General features: G+C 55.6%; 13 protein-coding genes. 1 reads left to right on the top strand and 12 read right to left on the bottom strand.

Annotated features, from left to right (window positions below; all coding sequences use genetic code 11):
- Positions 1-52 precede the first annotated feature (52 nt).
- The 11 genes from KGZ93_03565 to KGZ93_03515 all read right to left on the bottom strand — a co-directional run bounded on the left by KGZ93_03565 (position 53) and on the right by KGZ93_03515 (position 15547).
- Positions 53-1840: a formate--tetrahydrofolate ligase gene (locus tag KGZ93_03565; protein ID MBS3908693.1), complete on the bottom strand. Its 1788-nt coding sequence runs from the start codon at positions 1838-1840 to the stop codon at positions 53-55.
- A 667-nt stretch (positions 1841-2507) separates the two neighbouring features.
- Positions 2508-3254 carry a response regulator gene (locus KGZ93_03560; GenBank protein MBS3908692.1) on the bottom strand — a complete coding sequence of 249 codons (747 nt, stop codon included), beginning with the start codon at positions 3252-3254 and terminating at the stop codon, positions 2508-2510.
- A complete protein-coding gene (locus tag KGZ93_03555; GenBank protein ID MBS3908691.1) occupies positions 3226-4587 on the bottom strand; it encodes a histidine kinase in 1362 nt (453 codons plus the stop codon). The genes KGZ93_03560 and KGZ93_03555 overlap by 29 nt, the downstream gene beginning before the upstream one ends.
- A gap of 146 nt (positions 4588-4733) precedes the next feature.
- A complete protein-coding gene (locus tag KGZ93_03550) occupies positions 4734-6206 on the bottom strand; it encodes a phosphoenolpyruvate carboxylase (protein MBS3908690.1) in 1473 nt (490 codons plus the stop codon).
- 150 nt (positions 6207-6356) lie between these two features.
- Complete coding sequence (locus tag KGZ93_03545; protein ID MBS3908689.1) at positions 6357-7259, bottom strand: phosphoribosylaminoimidazolesuccinocarboxamide synthase; 903 nt, start codon at positions 7257-7259, stop codon at positions 6357-6359.
- Between the two features lie 350 nt (positions 7260-7609).
- A complete protein-coding gene (locus KGZ93_03540) occupies positions 7610-9391 on the bottom strand; it encodes a diguanylate cyclase (protein MBS3908688.1) in 1782 nt (593 codons plus the stop codon).
- A gap of 311 nt (positions 9392-9702) precedes the next feature.
- Complete coding sequence (locus KGZ93_03535) at positions 9703-10179, bottom strand: YbaK/EbsC family protein (GenBank protein MBS3908687.1); 477 nt, start codon at positions 10177-10179, stop codon at positions 9703-9705.
- A 104-nt stretch (positions 10180-10283) separates the two neighbouring features.
- Positions 10284-12560, bottom strand: coding sequence for a DEAD/DEAH box helicase (locus KGZ93_03530; protein MBS3908686.1), 2277 nt, complete (start codon positions 12558-12560; stop codon positions 10284-10286).
- A gap of 14 nt (positions 12561-12574) precedes the next feature.
- Positions 12575-13723, bottom strand: coding sequence for an MFS transporter (locus tag KGZ93_03525; GenBank protein ID MBS3908685.1), 1149 nt, complete (start codon positions 13721-13723; stop codon positions 12575-12577).
- An 81-nt stretch (positions 13724-13804) separates the two neighbouring features.
- Positions 13805-14653, bottom strand: coding sequence for an HDIG domain-containing protein (locus tag KGZ93_03520; GenBank protein MBS3908684.1), 849 nt, complete (start codon positions 14651-14653; stop codon positions 13805-13807).
- A gap of 18 nt (positions 14654-14671) precedes the next feature.
- Complete coding sequence (locus KGZ93_03515; protein ID MBS3908683.1) at positions 14672-15547, bottom strand: chromate resistance protein; 876 nt, start codon at positions 15545-15547, stop codon at positions 14672-14674.
- Between the two features lie 211 nt (positions 15548-15758).
- Here KGZ93_03515 and KGZ93_03510 point away from each other — a divergent pair, with 211 nt between their 5' ends.
- Complete coding sequence (locus KGZ93_03510) at positions 15759-15908, top strand: hypothetical protein (GenBank protein ID MBS3908682.1); 150 nt, start codon at positions 15759-15761, stop codon at positions 15906-15908.
- A 26-nt stretch (positions 15909-15934) separates the two neighbouring features.
- On the opposite strand, the gene KGZ93_03505 is transcribed toward KGZ93_03510, so the two are convergent.
- Complete coding sequence (locus KGZ93_03505; GenBank protein MBS3908681.1) at positions 15935-16408, bottom strand: hypothetical protein; 474 nt, start codon at positions 16406-16408, stop codon at positions 15935-15937.
- Between the last annotated feature and the right edge of the window lie 95 nt (positions 16409-16503).

The raw sequence follows: 16503 nt of genomic DNA, 5'->3' as shown, positions 1-16503 counted from the left end.
AGCTACAAGCTACAAGCTACAAGCTACATTTGCTTTAGGGTAAAACCGGCTCCTAGAACAATCCGTTTACCTCGCCGGTCTCTACGTCGACGTCGACTCTTCTGTAAGCCGGGTCGGATGCCGTCCCCGGCATCAGGCTGATATCGCCCGCCATCGGGCAGAGGAACTTCGCGCCGCTGTAGACCAGGACATCGCGAATGGGCAACGTCCAGCCCTTCGGCACACCCTTGAGTGTCGGGTCGTGCGAGAGGCTCAGGTGTGTCTTGACCATCATAGTCTGGTAGTCCGCGAACTGCGGGTCCGACTCGAAGCGCTTCGCTTTTTCCTCGGCAACCGGCGAGAAGCTAACGCCGTCGGCTCCGTAGACTTCCTTGGCGATCATCTCGACACGCTGACGCAGCGGCAACTCCAGCGGATAAAGCGGTTTGTAGTTGGACGGCTCGTTAGCGGCATCCATGACGGTATCCGCCAACTCGGCCGCGCCTTCGCCGCCGTACATCCAATGATCGGACCTCGCGCAACGAACACCTATCTCGTCGCAGAGTTTCTTGACCAAGTCGGTCTCGGCCTGGGTGTCGGTGTAGAACGCGTTTACGCAGACGACCGGGACGATACCGGACTTCTTGACGACGCCTATCATGTGGCGCAAGTTCTCGAAGCCCTTTTCGACCAAGCCGAGATTCTCCCTGGTGTACTCTTCCGGAAGCGGGCGTCCCGGTACGACCTTCGGGCCGCCTCCGTGCATCTTCATCGCCCTGATAGTCGCGACGATAACGGATACATTCGGGACGTTGCCGCTGAGGCGGCACTTGACGTTCCAGAATTTCTCGAAGCCGATGTCGGCGGCGAAGCCGGACTCGGTTACGGTGTAGTCGAAGAGTTTCAGCGCCAAACGGTCGGAGATAATAGAGTTCTGGCCGATGGCGATATTTGCGAACGGGCCCGCGTGGATCAGGATCGGCTGGCCCTCGACCGAATAACAGAGCGTCGGGTTGATTGTATTACGCATCCAGGCCGTCATGGCGCCTGCTACATCCAGGTCGGACGTGGTGATAGGCTTGCCGGTCCGGTCGCAAGCGACGGTGATCTTGCCCAAACGGTCACGCAAGTCCGCCAGGTCTTTAGAGACGGCGAGAATCGCCATCAGCTCGGAGCCGACCGCGATACCAAACCGCGACGACATCGGATAGCCGTCTTTCTTGCCGCCAAGACCGATTGTGATATTGCGAAGCGCCTGGGCGCAGAAGTCGATGACCCAGCCCATCTCGACATTTTTAGGGTCGATATCGAGGCGCTTAAGCCCGCGCCTGGTGAGCTCTTCGTCGGTGTAGTTGCACTCGTGCTGGTAGCGCGAGGTAAGCGCGACCATAGCGAGGTTGTGTGCGTTCATGATGTCGTTGATGTCACCGGTAAGACCAAGCGAGAACTCGGTCATCGGGATTAGCAGGGCATTGCCGCCGCCGGCCGCCGTGCCCTTGACGTTCATCGTCGGGCCGCCCGATGGCTGGCGCAGCGCGCCGCCCACGTTGATGCCCTTCACACCGAGGCCCTGAACGAGGCCCATGGACACCGTGGTTTTACCCTCGCCGAGAGGGGTTGGGGTGATAGCGGTGACTTCGATGTACTTTCCGTCCGGCTTGTCTTTTAGCCGGTTCATGATCTTGATGAAGTCGAGCCTCGGAGTCTTCCCATAGGGAATCATCTCTTCTTTCTCGAGGCCCAGCTTGTCAATCCACTCCTCAGTCGTCGGCAGATGTTTCTCAGCTTCCTGAGCTATCTGATAATCCTTAAACTTTGTCGGGTCCATTGAACGCGGTTCGTACTTTCCTTTTGCTCCCATACAACCTCCTTGGTGCTCCTGCCTACTGTTTTTAGCTTAAGCCTTCAACCTCCGGCAGAAGCCGAAGGAAATCGATTGTCTTGCTATTAACATGAGTATGTGAAATCTTTAACTTGGTTGCCGCAACAGTGCGCGCAGCCAGAGACTACATACAGACATTCATAAGGGGTCCTTGCAGGACGCGCTCGTCATGGTTTCTTCAGGGTTCCATGGTTTGTAACAGTACGTAACAATGACTACAAACCATGTAATAATATAGCTCAAACCCGCACACCAGTCAAGCTATTTGAAACAATCCTTAAACATAGGCCGAGCTTCAAACAACAACAACTTTATATTGGTGAACGGTTCGAATAAACCCGCGAGCGTTGAGATATAGGATTAAACGGTTTGAGGTAACTTCAGGCCGCCTTCGAGGCCCGCGTCCCGCGCATATTATACGCGCCAATAATAATATGTAACAAAACTGCAAGATTGTTACGTATTTTGCTCAACCGGTTCATGCGCCCTACAAATGACCGTGTTAAGCCTTAAGTCTATACCGATGATTTCATACCCGGCAACAATGATTTAGCAAGCGGTCGATTTTTAGAGGTGAACGTATCATTCCCAGGGTAAGCGAAAAAGTTATCAAACGCTTCCGGGTGCACTTTCGGCACGTTGGCTGTTACATGCCGAGCATGGCTTTGAGCTTTTGACCGCGCCTGCGGCTTACCGGGATCTCGTTCTTTTGGGTGCCGCGAACCTTCAGAATATAACTGCGACCGTACATCGGCACAATCTCGATGACATGCGCGAGATTGACGATGTAGCTGCGGTGGACCCGCAGGAAGGACTTGTTCTTCAAGCGATCCTCCAGGGTCTTAAGGGTAAATTTGGTTATGTACGTGTTGTCCGCCGTGTGCACAAAGACGATATCGTTTCTGCTCGATACATAGATTACGTCCTGGAGCGCCAAGAGGAGCGTCTTGCCTTTGCTCTCGACCGGTATTCTCTCTATCTCGATGACCGGCTCGGCTTTGGCCGGGACTTGAGGTGCGGGCTTCGTCTCGCGGTGCTTAATTACTTTGCTGATAGCTTTCATCAGACGGTCTTCGTCTATCGGCTTGACCAGATAATCGACGGCATCCAGCTCAAAGGCTTGCACGGCGTGCTCCCCGTACGCGGTCACAAATACAACGGACGGCATCTGCTCTAAATCTTTCAGGGCAGCGACAACGTCGAGCCCGCTTAGGCCCGGCATATGTATGTCTATGAAGACGAGGTCGTAGTTTAAGGCGCGAATCAACTCCAGCGCTTCGCTCGCGTTCGTCGCCTCACCGACTACATGAACATCCGGAGCCTTCTCGAGCATATACCGGAGTTCGGAGCGCGCCGGCGCCTCGTCATCGACTATAAGTGTTTTCAACTTCATGTTCTTCGCTCCTGGATACGGGGATATTTATGTGAACCGTCGTGCCCGCGCCGGGCCGGCTTTCGAGCGTTATCTGGTGGTCTTGCCCGTAAAGGCCCTTCAGGCGTTCGTTGACATTGCTTAGCCCAATCCCGATACCCTTACCATAACCAATATTCAATACCTGGTCTAGCTCTTCTTCGGCAATCCCTTTGCCGTTGTCGATGACGGTTATTTGTAGGTTATCATCGACAATTTTTACTTTTATCTCAATCTCCAACGGCTTTTCTTCACAAAAACCGTGCTTGATGGAGTTCTCGACGATAGGCTGGATGGTCAGCCCCGGCAAAATGCAGGTCTGAGCCTCGTGGTCGATGTCGAAACTTATATCGAGGCGCTCCCCGAAACGCGCCTTCTCCAACACCAGATAGGTCGCGATATAGTCGAGTTCCTGCGCGAGCGTGATGAAGCCCTCTTTCCACTCCAGAGACTTGCGGAAGAAGTCCGAAAACTGGATGAGAAGCTTGCGGGCCTTTGGCGGGTCGGTCCTGATAAAGGCCGTGATGGTGTTGAGCGTGTTGAAGAGAAAATGCGGGTTTATCTGCGCTTGCAACGCCCTCAGCTCGGCATGGTACGCCAGCTCGGTCTGACGGTCGAGTTCGGAGAGTTCTATCTGCGTGCTCAGTAGTTGGGCCAGGCCCTCGGCCAGAGCAATCCTGCTCTCAGTCAGTTTCGACGGGTTACTATAATAAAATTTTAGCGAACCTATCGCCTTTCCCATCTGCGTAAGCGGCACCACCGCCGCCGCTTTCAGCTGGCAATTGACGACCGGACACCCAATCTCGGCTTTCGAACCGAGAATCCGCGTCGTATTGGTCTCGATCGACTCTTTGGTCGCGCGCGTTAAAATCGGCTTTCCCGGCAGGTGATGGTCTTTGCCGACACCGTGAAACGCGAGGATCGTCGTCCGGTCGGTTATCGAGACCGCGACCGCGTCGGTATAGTTGAAGACTATCTCGACGACCTGCGACGCCGAATCGATACTAAGGCCTTTTCTCAGGTGCGGCAGGGTTTTTCGCGTGATTTCAAGAACGTGGTAAGATTGCTTCGCCCTAAAATGCTCGGACTGGCTCATATAACGGAAAAGAATGAGAGCGACAAAAATCGTGGCCGTCGCCGAGGCGGCGAGCAAGAAAAAATAGAAGTAGCCGGCCTCCAGGTCGAAGAAGCGCGTACCGAGATAGACGACGGCCAAGGCGAGCAGGCTGCCAAAGGCAAGGCTGCCTATGAAGTAATAAAAAGTGTTCGTATTTAGCTCGCTTGAACTAACAAAATTTCTTTTAACCCCGGTCACCGACTTTCGAGAATACCCTGATTATATCGAAATCAGCGCCGGTTTCATATGCACAAGCACAAAAAAAATGAGCTGCGAGGTAGCGCGTCGACGATTTTAACTTGGTCTGCCGGAAATGGCCGGCCCGCACATAAAGCGGGCGGCTGTTACCCTAAGAAACGCCTGGTCCACGCCGCTTCGACGACTTGCTCCTGAACATTGGAGAACTTTTGCTCTTTGATATTGTCGATAATCCTCGAGGTTATCTCCCGATGCTGCTCGTTAACCTCATAATCGACGATATCGCGGCGAATATTGTCGCCAAGGTCGCCGGGCAAGATATCAAGGACATCCTCGTTGAAGTATGCCATGGCGTCGCGCAGGTCATCCTCGAAATGGAGGTAGGCCCCTTTAAGGCGCGCCCGGTCATCAGCGGTGAGCGCGTTGAGCGCGAGAAGTTCGGGCGGCAGGCCTATAGAATAGAGCGACGCGCAGAAACTTATCACGCGCGGCAGCGAGACCGAACCCACACTTCGGGCGTATCCAAAGAGACCGACATGGAGCTTCCTTTTGCGCCGGGCCGGCACATACTTCGCTACCGTGTTTATAAGCGGCGCCAGCAATTCCACCTGGCGCGTGTATTCCCTGGAGAGCGCGTCCATGACGCGCAGACACGCGGCCTCGTCGACTTCGGTCGGGTCCTTACGCTCCCGGGCCTTGATGGTATCTATGGCGCTCATGACCTCGCGCTCCGGGTAATCGTACTTAAACGCCGACTGCGCGGTGAAGGTCTGCACGCTCGGGTATTCCTCGAGACAATTTATCACGTTGGTCGGTTTCAGATTGCCGCGAAACGGCGCGGAGCCGACGCCGATAATGGGAAATATCTCGATTCCGATATCCCGCGAAAGACGATGGAGTCGCTGGAGCGCTATCTTATTCAAAAGCACCGAGCTTATCAGGCCGTAGTTCATCGCCGGGTCGGAGCGCGCCAGAAAGACCCGCTGGTATGGCGGCCGCACCTTGGAGACATATTCCTCGACGATATTGTGCGCGTTGAGCATCCCTTCCTTGTTCTCCATAAGCGGGATGACGTGGACTTCGTGCGGCTCGAAGCCGCCTATCCAGTCGGCTATGGAGACATCGCCCTCGCAGAAAAGTTTGTCCTGCTTGCCGGCTACGAAATCCCGGTAGTATACGTAAATGCGGTAAAGGCAGCGCGCCGACGTCGTCATCGGCAAGATGACTTCGAAGACGGGCGCCGGGCTGTCGAGGCTGAGCACCCTGGCCGTGTCGAAGGCTCGCGGTATGCCTTCAAGCGTCTCGAGCAAAACTTTGGCCTCTTCGCGCTCGACGGTCGGATTGGGCACGCGCAGCGTCAAAAAGACATCCTCCCCCAACTTGTTATCGATGAAGTACTCTTTGTAGCGGGTGAGAAGCTTCCTTACGACGTAGTTGTCGACCTCTTTTCCCTCACAATCCCACATCTGCTCATCGCAGCCGAGGTGCGAGTAGGCGTAATACGCCTCTTTTATCTCGTCCTCCCCGCCGAGAAGCGCGTCGGCTGAGAAGAAGGGCGCGGTGACATTGTCGGGGTGCTGCGTGCTCATGCAACGCGGGATTTTTCTAGTTGTGCTCATAGCGCATACCTCGGGTTGTCTAACGGTACATATATTAAAAGTAGCTCAGGACTTCAGCCCTGATTAAGTCTTCAGCTATCGGTTATCCATCTATGCTCACTCCCCGAACTCAAGGCTTGACTCCTGACATCGGCCACCTCGGCAAGGATGCTAGACCGGCTCAAGCTCTTTGCCGGTTATGATCCGGTACGCTTCCAAATAGCGCTCCCTGGTCTGGTCGACCACTTCCTCGGGAAGGCTCGGCGGCGGCGGGGTCTTGTCCCAACCGGTAGTAAGTAGGTAGTCGCGGACGAACTGTTTGTCGAGGCTCTCCTGGCCCCTACCCGCCTCATACTCGCGCGTCAGCCAGAAACGGGAAGAGTCCGGCGTGAATATCTCATCGATAAGAATGAGTTCGCCGTCGGCGATACCGAACTCGAACTTGGTGTCGGCAAGGATAATCCCGCGCCCGAGCGCCCACTCGGCGGCCCGCTTATAGACGGCTATGCTGATATCACTGAGGCGCCGCCCCATCTCGTCGCCGACGATAGATTTCATCCGCTCGAAAGAGATATTCTCATCGTGGTCGCCTATCTCCGCTTTCGTCGACGGGGTGAATAGCGGCTCCGGGAACTTGTCGGACTCGACCAGTCCTTCGGGCAGCTCTATCCCGCAGACTGTGCCGCTCGCCTTATATTCGTTCCAGGCCGAACCGGCGATATAGCCGCGAACGATACATTCGACCGGCAGCGGCTCGGCTTTTTTTACGAGCATGCTCCGTCCCCTGAGCCCGTCCGCGTGCGGCCGGCAAACTTGCGGATACTCTTCGACCTCGGTCGAGACGAGGTGGTTGGGGACGATATCTTTTACCAGGTCGAACCAGAACTTGGACATCTGCGTAAGGATGATGCCTTTGCCGGGAACACCGTCCGCCAATATCACGTCAAACGCCGAGATGCGATCGGTGGCGACGATCAGCAATTTGTCGTCGACTTCATAGACATCGCGCACCTTGCCGCTTCTCGCCTTGTTTAAACCCGCAAAACTCGTCTCCAAAACCGCTTCTTTTTTCATACGCTAACCCCTTACGCTATTCTGGTCTTCTTTGATCACGGCCGATTCATGTATTTTGTGCTCCTTTTGCCGGAAGACATGTATGTGTTCTTAGAGTGCTTTAGTGCGGATAGGTCCGCTACGGCAAAAGGGAAGGCGTTCATTATTGTCGAATTAGACCGTTTGCATGGTTGTTAAGGAATTAGTCTAGCGAAATCAGTTACAATTAGCAATGAAAATCGGCGAATCGGTCGAAGATTTTCCTCTAAATAGTAACAAGCTTGTTACATAGTAAGGCTGGTACCGGATGGTCGCAGGATATCGCAACTGGTTTAAGGAATCGCTTTCATCGCGGGCTTACCGGACGATCCCTACCCCTTTTCCGCCTGCTCAACGGGTTCGTCGACGGCTACGACCATCCGGTTGCGACCGGCCTTTTTCGCGTCGTAAAGCGCTTCGTCCGCTCGCTTGACAAGGCTCAAGGGGTCTTGCATCTTCTCATTAATCGAGCTGAGGCCGATGCTGAGCGAAACCTTGATGGCGGTATCGTCGGCGAGCCTTATCGACATCGCCTCGACCCTGCGGCGTAGTTTCTCGCCGACCCTCTGCGCCTTGACGACATCGGTTTCGGGCAGAATCAAGGCGAACTCATCGCCTCCGAAGCGCGCCGCGAAGTCGGATTGGCGGATGTTGTCTTTAATCGTCTTCGCGATAGTCTTGAGCGTCTCGTCGCCGGCGAGGTGGCCGTGCGTGTCGTTGATGCTCTTGAAGGTATCGATGTCGACCATCATGAGCGACAGCTCCGAGCCATAGCGCTGCGCCCTGTTGAACTCGACACCAAGCCGCTCGATGAAGCTCTTATGGTTGGCGACGCCCGTCAGCCCGTCGGTCACGGCGGTCTCCCGGAGCTGCTTGATGATGCGCATATATACTTTGCGCTGGAACGGAAAGCACATGCTCCAATCGGCGATACCCTGGTATATCGCGACCGCCTCCTCGCGGCAGGTATCGTAACCGCAGGCGCCGCAGTCGAGTTCATCCCGAGGTATATGTTTTTCGCCCTCGGCCAAGATTCTCTTGAGCGCTTCGTCATCGGGCATCGGCAAATCGACCTGCTTGCCGGTAAACGATTTATGTGTCTCGATTTTCGGCAGGTACGGCTCGAGCTGGTCGAAGGTGAGCTGCCTGGAGGCTTTGACCAGGCCTTCCTTATACGCGCGCTCGGTCACCTGTTTGCGCAGGTGGATTCCGATATCGGTGTCGATGGCGGGGCCGTCGATGCAGCCGTTGCAGGTCAATATGTCGATGAACTTGGCGCCGACCTCGTCGCGCTCGATGGCGGCGGCCAGCCCCTTAAGGTCCGAAACCCCGCGCACGACCATGAGCGCCGGGTCGAGCATGCTGTGTTGCGCGATCGTCGGGCGAGGAAAGCCGCCGGGCACCGAGTAACGGCGCCTGATTGCCGGCTTCGGCTCGTCTTTGACCGCTAGGTCGCCCCGCGTCTGTAAAAATCTTATCCTCAGCAACTCCTTGAAGTCATCGAAGGTCAAGACCGCGTCGACCTCGTCGCCTTGCTTGGCCTCGTGTTTTGCCGCAATGCAAGGCGTCGCGTAGACGACCGCTACCTCACCTCCGTAAAGCTTCTTTACCAGCCTTGCCTGCGCGACCATCGGTGTGGCGACGGGCGCGAGCGCGCCGGCGAGCGCCGGGTAATACTTCTCAATCCAGGAAGTCGCGGCCGGACAGGTAGAGCGTATGACCGGTGTCTCGGCCCGGCCGGCAAAGTACCGCAAGTAGTGGCGAGCGACCATCTCCTCGCCCAGGATAGTATCCTCGCAACCGTAAAAACCCGCCCGCTCGATGAGAAAAAGCACCTGCGCCGTATTGATCGGGTAGAACGAAGCGAGGTATTCGGGCGCAAGTACGGCCACCGTTTTTCGGCCTGACGAAAGCAAGCCGAGCGCCCGGTCGAGGTCGTCGCCGAGGCTAATCGATCCCTTGGTGCAAGCAACGAAGCAGCGGCCGCAATAGACGCAGCGCTCATCGAGTATCTCTATACGGCCGGCGGCCATCTTTATCGCTTTTACCGGGCACACGCGGATACACGAGTAGCACTCCGCGCAGCGCCCGTCTTTAACGGTCAATATGCTCATATCAAACCTTTGTGGTTCGCCCCGCACATGCGGGATGCGATTAGCGTCGAGTCCGGCTAGAACACCTGGTGCGGAAAAGAGTGGGTTGGAGTAGCATCACACGTGCTTAAATCATATCTTCTTATCTTAGCCCGACCGCGGAAAACCCTGAAAATCCTTATAAATAAAATCTAAATAACGACGGTTCACCCCGTAATCCGTGCCGTTCGATTAAATGTCGCTAGTATTATAATAATATAGGCGGGCATAAGGCTACAATACCCGTCGGGGCGCCATGCGAACAAAAGACGTATAATCGTAGCCGCCAACGGCTAGATTCTCCCGTCGTCGGCGAGGTCGGCGATTTGCGCGCCACCTACTTCTATGAGGTCGATGGGTTTTATCTTTAAGATGGTGTTGGTCTGTCCGCCGCTCGTGTAGAGAACCGGAACCCCGAGCAATCTGTGGTCGAGATATATCGGCATCTCGTTCGCGTGCGCTATCGGCGGCGTGCCGCCGAGGACATAGCCGGTGAGGTTGACGACATCTTCGGGCTCGACCATTCTTACCTTACCCGCGCCCGTGAGCGCGCGGAGCTTGCGGATATCTATGCGGCGATTCCCCGGAACAATCGCGACAAGCGGCTTGCCGTCTACGTCGATTATCAAGGTCTTGCCCACCTCGGACCGGTCCAAACCGAGCGAATCGGCCGCGAGAGCCGCGGTTCTTGTGGAAATCTCGACAAGGCTGATTTCGTGCGGAATTTCACGCATTTGCAGAAAATTGTGCAAATCGACACTGGTTCGCATCCGGTCGCCCCCTTTAACCTTAGAAGAAATCGTACCATTAACGATTAATTTCAACAAGCGTATTTCGATGGGCATGAAATATAAGATTCGTAGCGCAAGCCGGTTTAACCCATATTTATTATAGCTTTCAAAATCGCGACCGCCGCTTTCTTGTCGAGCGGCTCGTTCCAATTGCCGCACTTGGGCGACTGGATGCACGATGGGCAGCCTTCTTTGCACGGGCATTCCTCGATGGCGGCGAGCGTGCGCGCCAGGTGCTCCGCCGCCACCCAAAAACCGCGCTGCGCGATGCCGATGCCGCCCTCGAAGCCGTCGTAGATGAAGATGGTAGCGCCGCCGGTGTGCGGGTGAAGCGGGGTCGAGACTCCGCCGATGTCCCAGCGGTCGCACATCGCGAAGACGGGAAGGAGAGCTATGGCGGCGTGCTCCACCGCGTGGATGCCGCCGGCGAGTTCGAACTCGTTCAAGCCGAGCGCGCCTATAATATCATCGGGTACTGTAAACCAGAGCGCCTCGGTCTGAAACCGTACCGGCGGGAGGTCCAGCTCCTCCATCCCGAGAATTTCCTGTGTGACCGTTCGCTTCCGGCGGTACGCGCTGACGTGCGTCGCCACCTCGACCTGGCCGAAGAAGAACTCGGTCGCCCCGAGCGCGCGCCGCTCTATCTCGGCGATGACCGAGATGTCGGTCTCCTCGTGCGGTTCGGTATAGTAGTCGTGCGGGGTCTTCTCGACAAAGGCGACCCGCTCTTTGAGGTCGAGGGCGAGAACCTCGTAGGGCTCGCCCTGGTGGAGATAGACCGCGCCGGGGTGCACCTCGAAGAAAGCGCGTGCCGCGTCGCTGGCGCCCAAGAGCTGTCCGCTGTCGGACTCGACGATATCGTAGCTAAACTGTGAGGCCGAGCGGATGTTCGTCTCCCCCGCCGGATAGCCGGGGCGTCCCAAATACCAGCGCGCCTTGCGCTCTTTGAGTTCGCCGGTCGCGGTGAGTAGCTGCAGCGCCTCGGCAAAGCCGGCGCCGAAGCAGGCCCCGTCCTCTTCGCGAAGGGGCAGCTCGTAGGCGGCGCATCGGAGGTGGCGCCCGAGAATCTTGGCGTTGTCGAGGTCGATGATAGCCTCCTCGAAGCTTTGCCCGAAGAAGAATTCGGGGTGGTTTATATAGTATTGGTCGAGCGCGTCGGCCCCCGCCACTAGGATAGCGAGCGATTCGCCGATGGCGCGGCCCGCGCGCCCGGCCTGCTGCCAGGTCGAGCTGATGGTGCCGGGAAAGCCGTTCATAATAGCCGCGTCGAGCGCCCCGACATCGATACCGAGTTCGAGCGCGTTGGTCGTGGACACCCCGAGAAGTTCGCCCGAGAAGAGGCGCTCCTCGATGGCGCGCCGCTGCGCGGGCAGGTAGCCCGCCCGGTACGAGGCGATGCGCCCGGCGATATCGGGGCGCTCGAAGAGCGCTTTGGCGACATAGTTTAAGATAAGCTCGGCGAGCTTTCGCGACTTGCTGAAAGCGATGGTTCGAAGGTGCTCTTTGGCCAATTCGCTCAGGAGCCAGGTCGTCTCCGAGTTCGAACTTTTTCGCTTGTTGAGGCTCTCCTCGAGAAGCGGCGGGTTCCAGAAGACCCAGGTCTTCCGCCCGCGCGGCGCGCCGTCGTCCTCGACGAGCGCGACATCGAGCCCGGTAAGGCGCCTGGCGAAAACATCCGGGTTGGCCACCGTCGCCGAGGCCATAATAAACTGCGGGCTGCTCCCGTAGTGCCGGCAGACGCGGCGCAGGCGCCGTATCACCTGGGCGACGTTCGAGCCGAAGACGCCGCGCAGGATGTGTATCTCGTCGATGACCACGTAACGCAGGTTCAAGAAAAAACCCGCCCACTGCTTATGCGCCGGCATGATGCCGGCATGTAACATATCCGGGTTACTCAAGACCACCGAGGCGTGCCGGCGGATGCGGGCGCGCTCCTCGCGCGGGGTATCCCCGTCGTAGGTCGCGCAAGCGCCGGGGAAGTCCATCTCTCCCAGCGCGCGCAGCTGGTCCTGGGCGAGCGCTTTCGTCGGGAAGAGATAGAGCGCCCGCGCTTTCTTGTTGGCCAGCAACTCGTCGAGGACGGGGAGATTGTAACAGAGGCTCTTGCCGCTCGCCGTCCCGCTTACCACCAGGACATGCTTGCCTTCCTTGGCGAGGTCGTAGGCGTCCGCCTGATGGGTGTAGAGGCGCTTAGCCCCGATACGCTCAAGCCTCGCCTTCACCCCATCGACGAGCGCGTGGCGCGGCGAGGTGTATGCCGCGGGCCGCGCCGGCAGCGTGCGCCGGTGCGTGATTTGGCCGCCGTATTCCTCTTGTCCTTCGATGTGGTGGAGAAAGCTCGTGATTTCGCCCATAGCCATATTGTTAACATTAATTACTTAAATGGGGAAATGGTTTCGTCGTGAACTTCTTCGATACGCCCTACCAACCCGCCGGCTACAGCACCAAGCCAAAATAGAAAAGCGGCCGCTATAAGAATGAGGGACGCCATCACAAAGGCCTTTCCGAAGCCAAAATATGTTACTACAATCCCAGAGGCTAAGGGGCCCGCAGTGTGCCCGATATCCATTATCGAGCCAAAAACACCCATGGCCGAGCCGTGGGTCTCACGCCTACTTAAATCAGCGATAAGGGCCGAAGTGGCCGACGTTACAATGGAAAGACTTAACCCCAGCAATATGCTTAAGGCCAGCAACGGCAGAAAAGATTCAAACAATGAGATACTTCCGACACAGAGCGCGCCGATTATTGCTCCCACAATTATCTGGGGTTTCCTGCCATGCCTATCAGAGAACCGGCCCATCATCGGCTTCGTAAGCGCCAGTGTGATTACTTGCGCCGAGAGAAAGGCCCCGACCGTATATGCACTCAGGCCTATCTTTATCGAATAGAGCGGCAGAAATGTCTCAAAGGTTCCATACGCGAAGAGCATTGCCGCCTCAACGATGCTTGTAATTAGAATTCCCTTATTGGTCAGCGCTATAAACATAAGCGAGCTTAGTTTTTCCGCCCACCGCTGCTCATCCCCCTTAGCTTTAGCCTGGTCGGGTATACTGAAAACGAGCAACAAAGCAAGCACGCCGGCTATTCCGCATACCAGATAAACAACTCGGTAACCGATACCCGGATTCAACGCCAACATGCCGATGACGGCGCCCCCGACTATCGGCGCCATAAACCTGCCGATAAGGGTCGATGCTGAGAACCACCCGATTTTCTCGCCCCTCTCCTTATGGAAGAGATCTACTACAAGCGCCATTGCAACCGGTATGAATACGGCGGTTGCAACGCCATGATACAGGCGGATAAGGGCTAGCTGCCAGAGCTGCGTCACGAGAAGGTAGAGAAACGGGGCGGTTGAGAAGACGAGGGCGGCAAAGATCAACATTCGCCGGCGACCCACCCTATCTGAGAGCATGCCGGCGGGTATGCCGACGAAGATGCCCGTGAACGCGGATACGGCGGCGACCATCCCCACACCGGCCGGGTCCGCACCGAGATACGATGCGAAAAGCGGCAGCACAGGACTCTTCGATATTGTAGAGCTGAATATGGCAAAGAATCCTGCGCTGCATAGCACTACGAAGGGTGTGGGTCGCATCGGTTACATAAGCCTCTGCAGCTCGTTGTGATAGCCCACGTACCGGCTGAGGGTCTTATCGTTCTTGCCGTATTTAGGATAGCCTCTAAGTATCTCTTCAAATCGCGCTTCCGCTTCTAGTTCGTCGGTTACGATCCCATCGGGATCGGTGATTATGTCTACCAGTCTGTCGGCATAGATCACTACTTTTTCCTCCAGGGTTTTAAGAGAATAGTCTTTTTCCGGCAAGCCGAGTTCACGCGCCTCCTCCTCGGTAAGCCCGCCCCTTATATGCTTCTCCATGATATCGGTGATCGCTTTGGGGAGATCAAAACTCTCTCCGAGTCCGGCGCCGATCGCGCCGTGCTCGAGAGCATGGGTCTTTGACTTGCCAAGGTCATGAAATAAGGCGCCTCGTCCAACAAGCTCCATATCGATCCTTATGCCTGTCTTGCCGGCAATCCTTTCGGCGATCTCTAAGGCCTTTTTCGCGACCTCGCTGCAATGTCGTATGTCATCATCCGAGACGCCCGCCTCCTTGAGTAGCGCTAAATCCGAATCCTGAATTTTATAACCCGTTCTTTGCGCCGCTTTGATGCCGAACGAGGTTAGCGCATCTTCGATCGTCTCATCAAGACCCCTCAGGATGTGCGCGAATTTAGCGCGAATATCATCACGGATATGCCCGATATACTCCTCCAGCGCCTCCTTGCCATACATCTCCTCAATCGCCCTTCCATGCTCGTATATCTTCGTAATGTCATGACGCTCGGCCTTGTGTTCAGGATCTAGATCGATCCACTCATGGATATCGCGATACTCTTTGCCGGTCCTTTCCGCACTCAGTTTAAAATGCTTATCAACAGTCGGCATAATCTCCTCCTTTTTCAATCACGCCATAGATGCGTAGAGCATCTCGAATACTACCATCCCTTGCTCAAGGGCTTGCCGGTCGTCTTTTGCGGTTTTTCTTATCCCTATCAGGATCTCCTCAACCCCTTTAGCTTCGGGTTTTTTGTGCCGGTCGTCCTTGATATCGAGTTCGTGGACGATCTCGGCTATATTTTTAAGGGCTTTCGATTTAAGTCTGAACGACTTAATAAGCACCTCGAATGTGCACATATCCATTTGATGGGTGAATTCCGCACCCATTGCGTCGAAAGCGACGACGTCTTTTCCCAGCGCTTTTAACTCCTCTTCATCTATAAAATCAAAGGTCGCCTTCTCATCTATAAATTTTCTAATAAGCCATGCGGACGCCATCCTATCCACAAAAGGCCTTTTTCGCGTAACCCATCTCTTACCTTGATACTCTTCCAAGCGTTTTACTACCACGGCGGGGACGGACCTCTTCGAATCGATTCCCGACAAGCCTTTGATCAGGTCCTCGATGACTTTTAATCTTTTTTCTAGGCGAATCCCGGCATTCGACGCAAAGAAATCTTTCCTTTTTACCTCATCGAACTCTCTTAGGTACTTGTTCACCTTCTCCAACAGCGCCTTAATGCCCGGGTTCTCACTCCCCTGTCTTATGCTGTTTGCCCTTCTTTCGAGTTCGTCGATTCCTTTTTCGATTTGGCCGTACTCCTCTTCTCGTTGGCGGTTGAAGAGATCGACTATATCGCGCTCTTCCATGTTCTCGATCGCTTCGACACGGGCGAAGGCTCCCTCGCCCCCCAGGGAAACAATCTCAGAGACCAGCCATTGGAAGAACTCGTAGTGCTCCTCATTGTATGGGAGTATATAGACGGTGCCTTTAAGCTGCACCGCCCCCACCTTTGCGAGCTTCCTCCATGCCCTGACTCTGAGGTTCACAGGTTTTGAAGGCGTGCTATAAAAAAGCAATAGCCAGCCCTCACCTTCGAGAAACATATCGTGTATCATATGATGCAACTGTAACACATGTTACTGCATTAAGTCAATAAAGATGGAGCCATATCGGGGATAAATAGAATCAGGCAAGGAGGCGACATAGGATATGGGCACTGAACGCAGGCACGACATCTCCCATGAGGTGGCGGCGCGTATCGGCGAGTCGATGCCCGGCGCGACCGCCGAGGTACGCGTCGGCCCGGCCTACAAGCTAAAGAGCGGCCCGGTTGCGCGCGCGCAGCGGCCGGATGTGTAGTAATAGGGTCTGACTGTTTCGCTGCGTCAAGGGAGATAGTCCTTGCCTCCCAGCACAAACGAAAACGGGTATGCGACGGCGCTTTCGCAAAGCCCTTTCTCGACCGGCGCGTCAAAAATATACATGGCTTTTTCTATCACCTCTTCGGCATGGAGCCGGTACTCGTCGAACGGTCTTTGCCAGACACATTTGCCAAAACCAAGTTTGGCCATGACATGCTCGTAGCGAAACCTCAAGAGGTTAACGAAATGGCCGACGAGCAAATTGCCGGGTCTGCACAGTATATGCACCTGGCCGGGGAGTATGCAAAACGCGAAGAGGCTGTAACCGTGGAGCGCGGTCGTCTCGAATATCAGGTAGGCGAGGTTGTTGCATTTCCCGTGGGTCGTAAAGAAGTCGTCTTCGACTGTTGAGAGAATGATGTGATAGGTAACCGGCAACGGATGTACGTTGTCTAAAAGACCATAAGTACCGATGGCGATATGCTCTCTGCTGTCCATAACATACTACAATAGAGTATTCGTTGGCGACCCACAATACTATCCGCGCAAGTTTTTAAACTTTTTAACAAATAGTATCGTCCTGCCGGTTTCTC

This window comes from Actinomycetota bacterium (genome assembly GCA_018333515.1).
Classification (GTDB): domain Bacteria; phylum Actinomycetota; class Aquicultoria; order Aquicultorales; family Aquicultoraceae; genus Aquicultor.
This window is presented reverse-complemented; position numbering and strand designations above follow the sequence as displayed.

Coding starts and splice junctions, on each gene's coding strand:
- KGZ93_03565 (MBS3908693.1), bottom strand. CDS start 1,840: ATGGGAGCAAAAGGAAAGTACGAACCGCGTTCAATGGACCCGACAAAG.
- KGZ93_03560 (MBS3908692.1), bottom strand. CDS start 3,254: ATGAAGTTGAAAACACTTATAGTCGATGACGAGGCGCCGGCGCGCTCC.
- KGZ93_03550 (MBS3908690.1), bottom strand. CDS start 6,206: ATGAGCACAACTAGAAAAATCCCGCGTTGCATGAGCACGCAGCACCCC.
- KGZ93_03545 (MBS3908689.1), bottom strand. CDS start 7,259: ATGAAAAAAGAAGCGGTTTTGGAGACGAGTTTTGCGGGTTTAAACAAG.
- KGZ93_03540 (MBS3908688.1), bottom strand. CDS start 9,391: ATGAGCATATTGACCGTTAAAGACGGGCGCTGCGCGGAGTGCTACTCG.
- KGZ93_03535 (MBS3908687.1), bottom strand. CDS start 10,179: ATGCGAACCAGTGTCGATTTGCACAATTTTCTGCAAATGCGTGAAATT.
- KGZ93_03530 (MBS3908686.1), bottom strand. CDS start 12,560: ATGGCTATGGGCGAAATCACGAGCTTTCTCCACCACATCGAAGGACAA.
- KGZ93_03520 (MBS3908684.1), bottom strand. CDS start 14,653: ATGCCGACTGTTGATAAGCATTTTAAACTGAGTGCGGAAAGGACCGGC.
- KGZ93_03510 (MBS3908682.1), top strand. CDS start 15,759: ATGGGCACTGAACGCAGGCACGACATCTCCCATGAGGTGGCGGCGCGT.
- KGZ93_03505 (MBS3908681.1), bottom strand. CDS start 16,408: ATGGACAGCAGAGAGCATATCGCCATCGGTACTTATGGTCTTTTAGAC.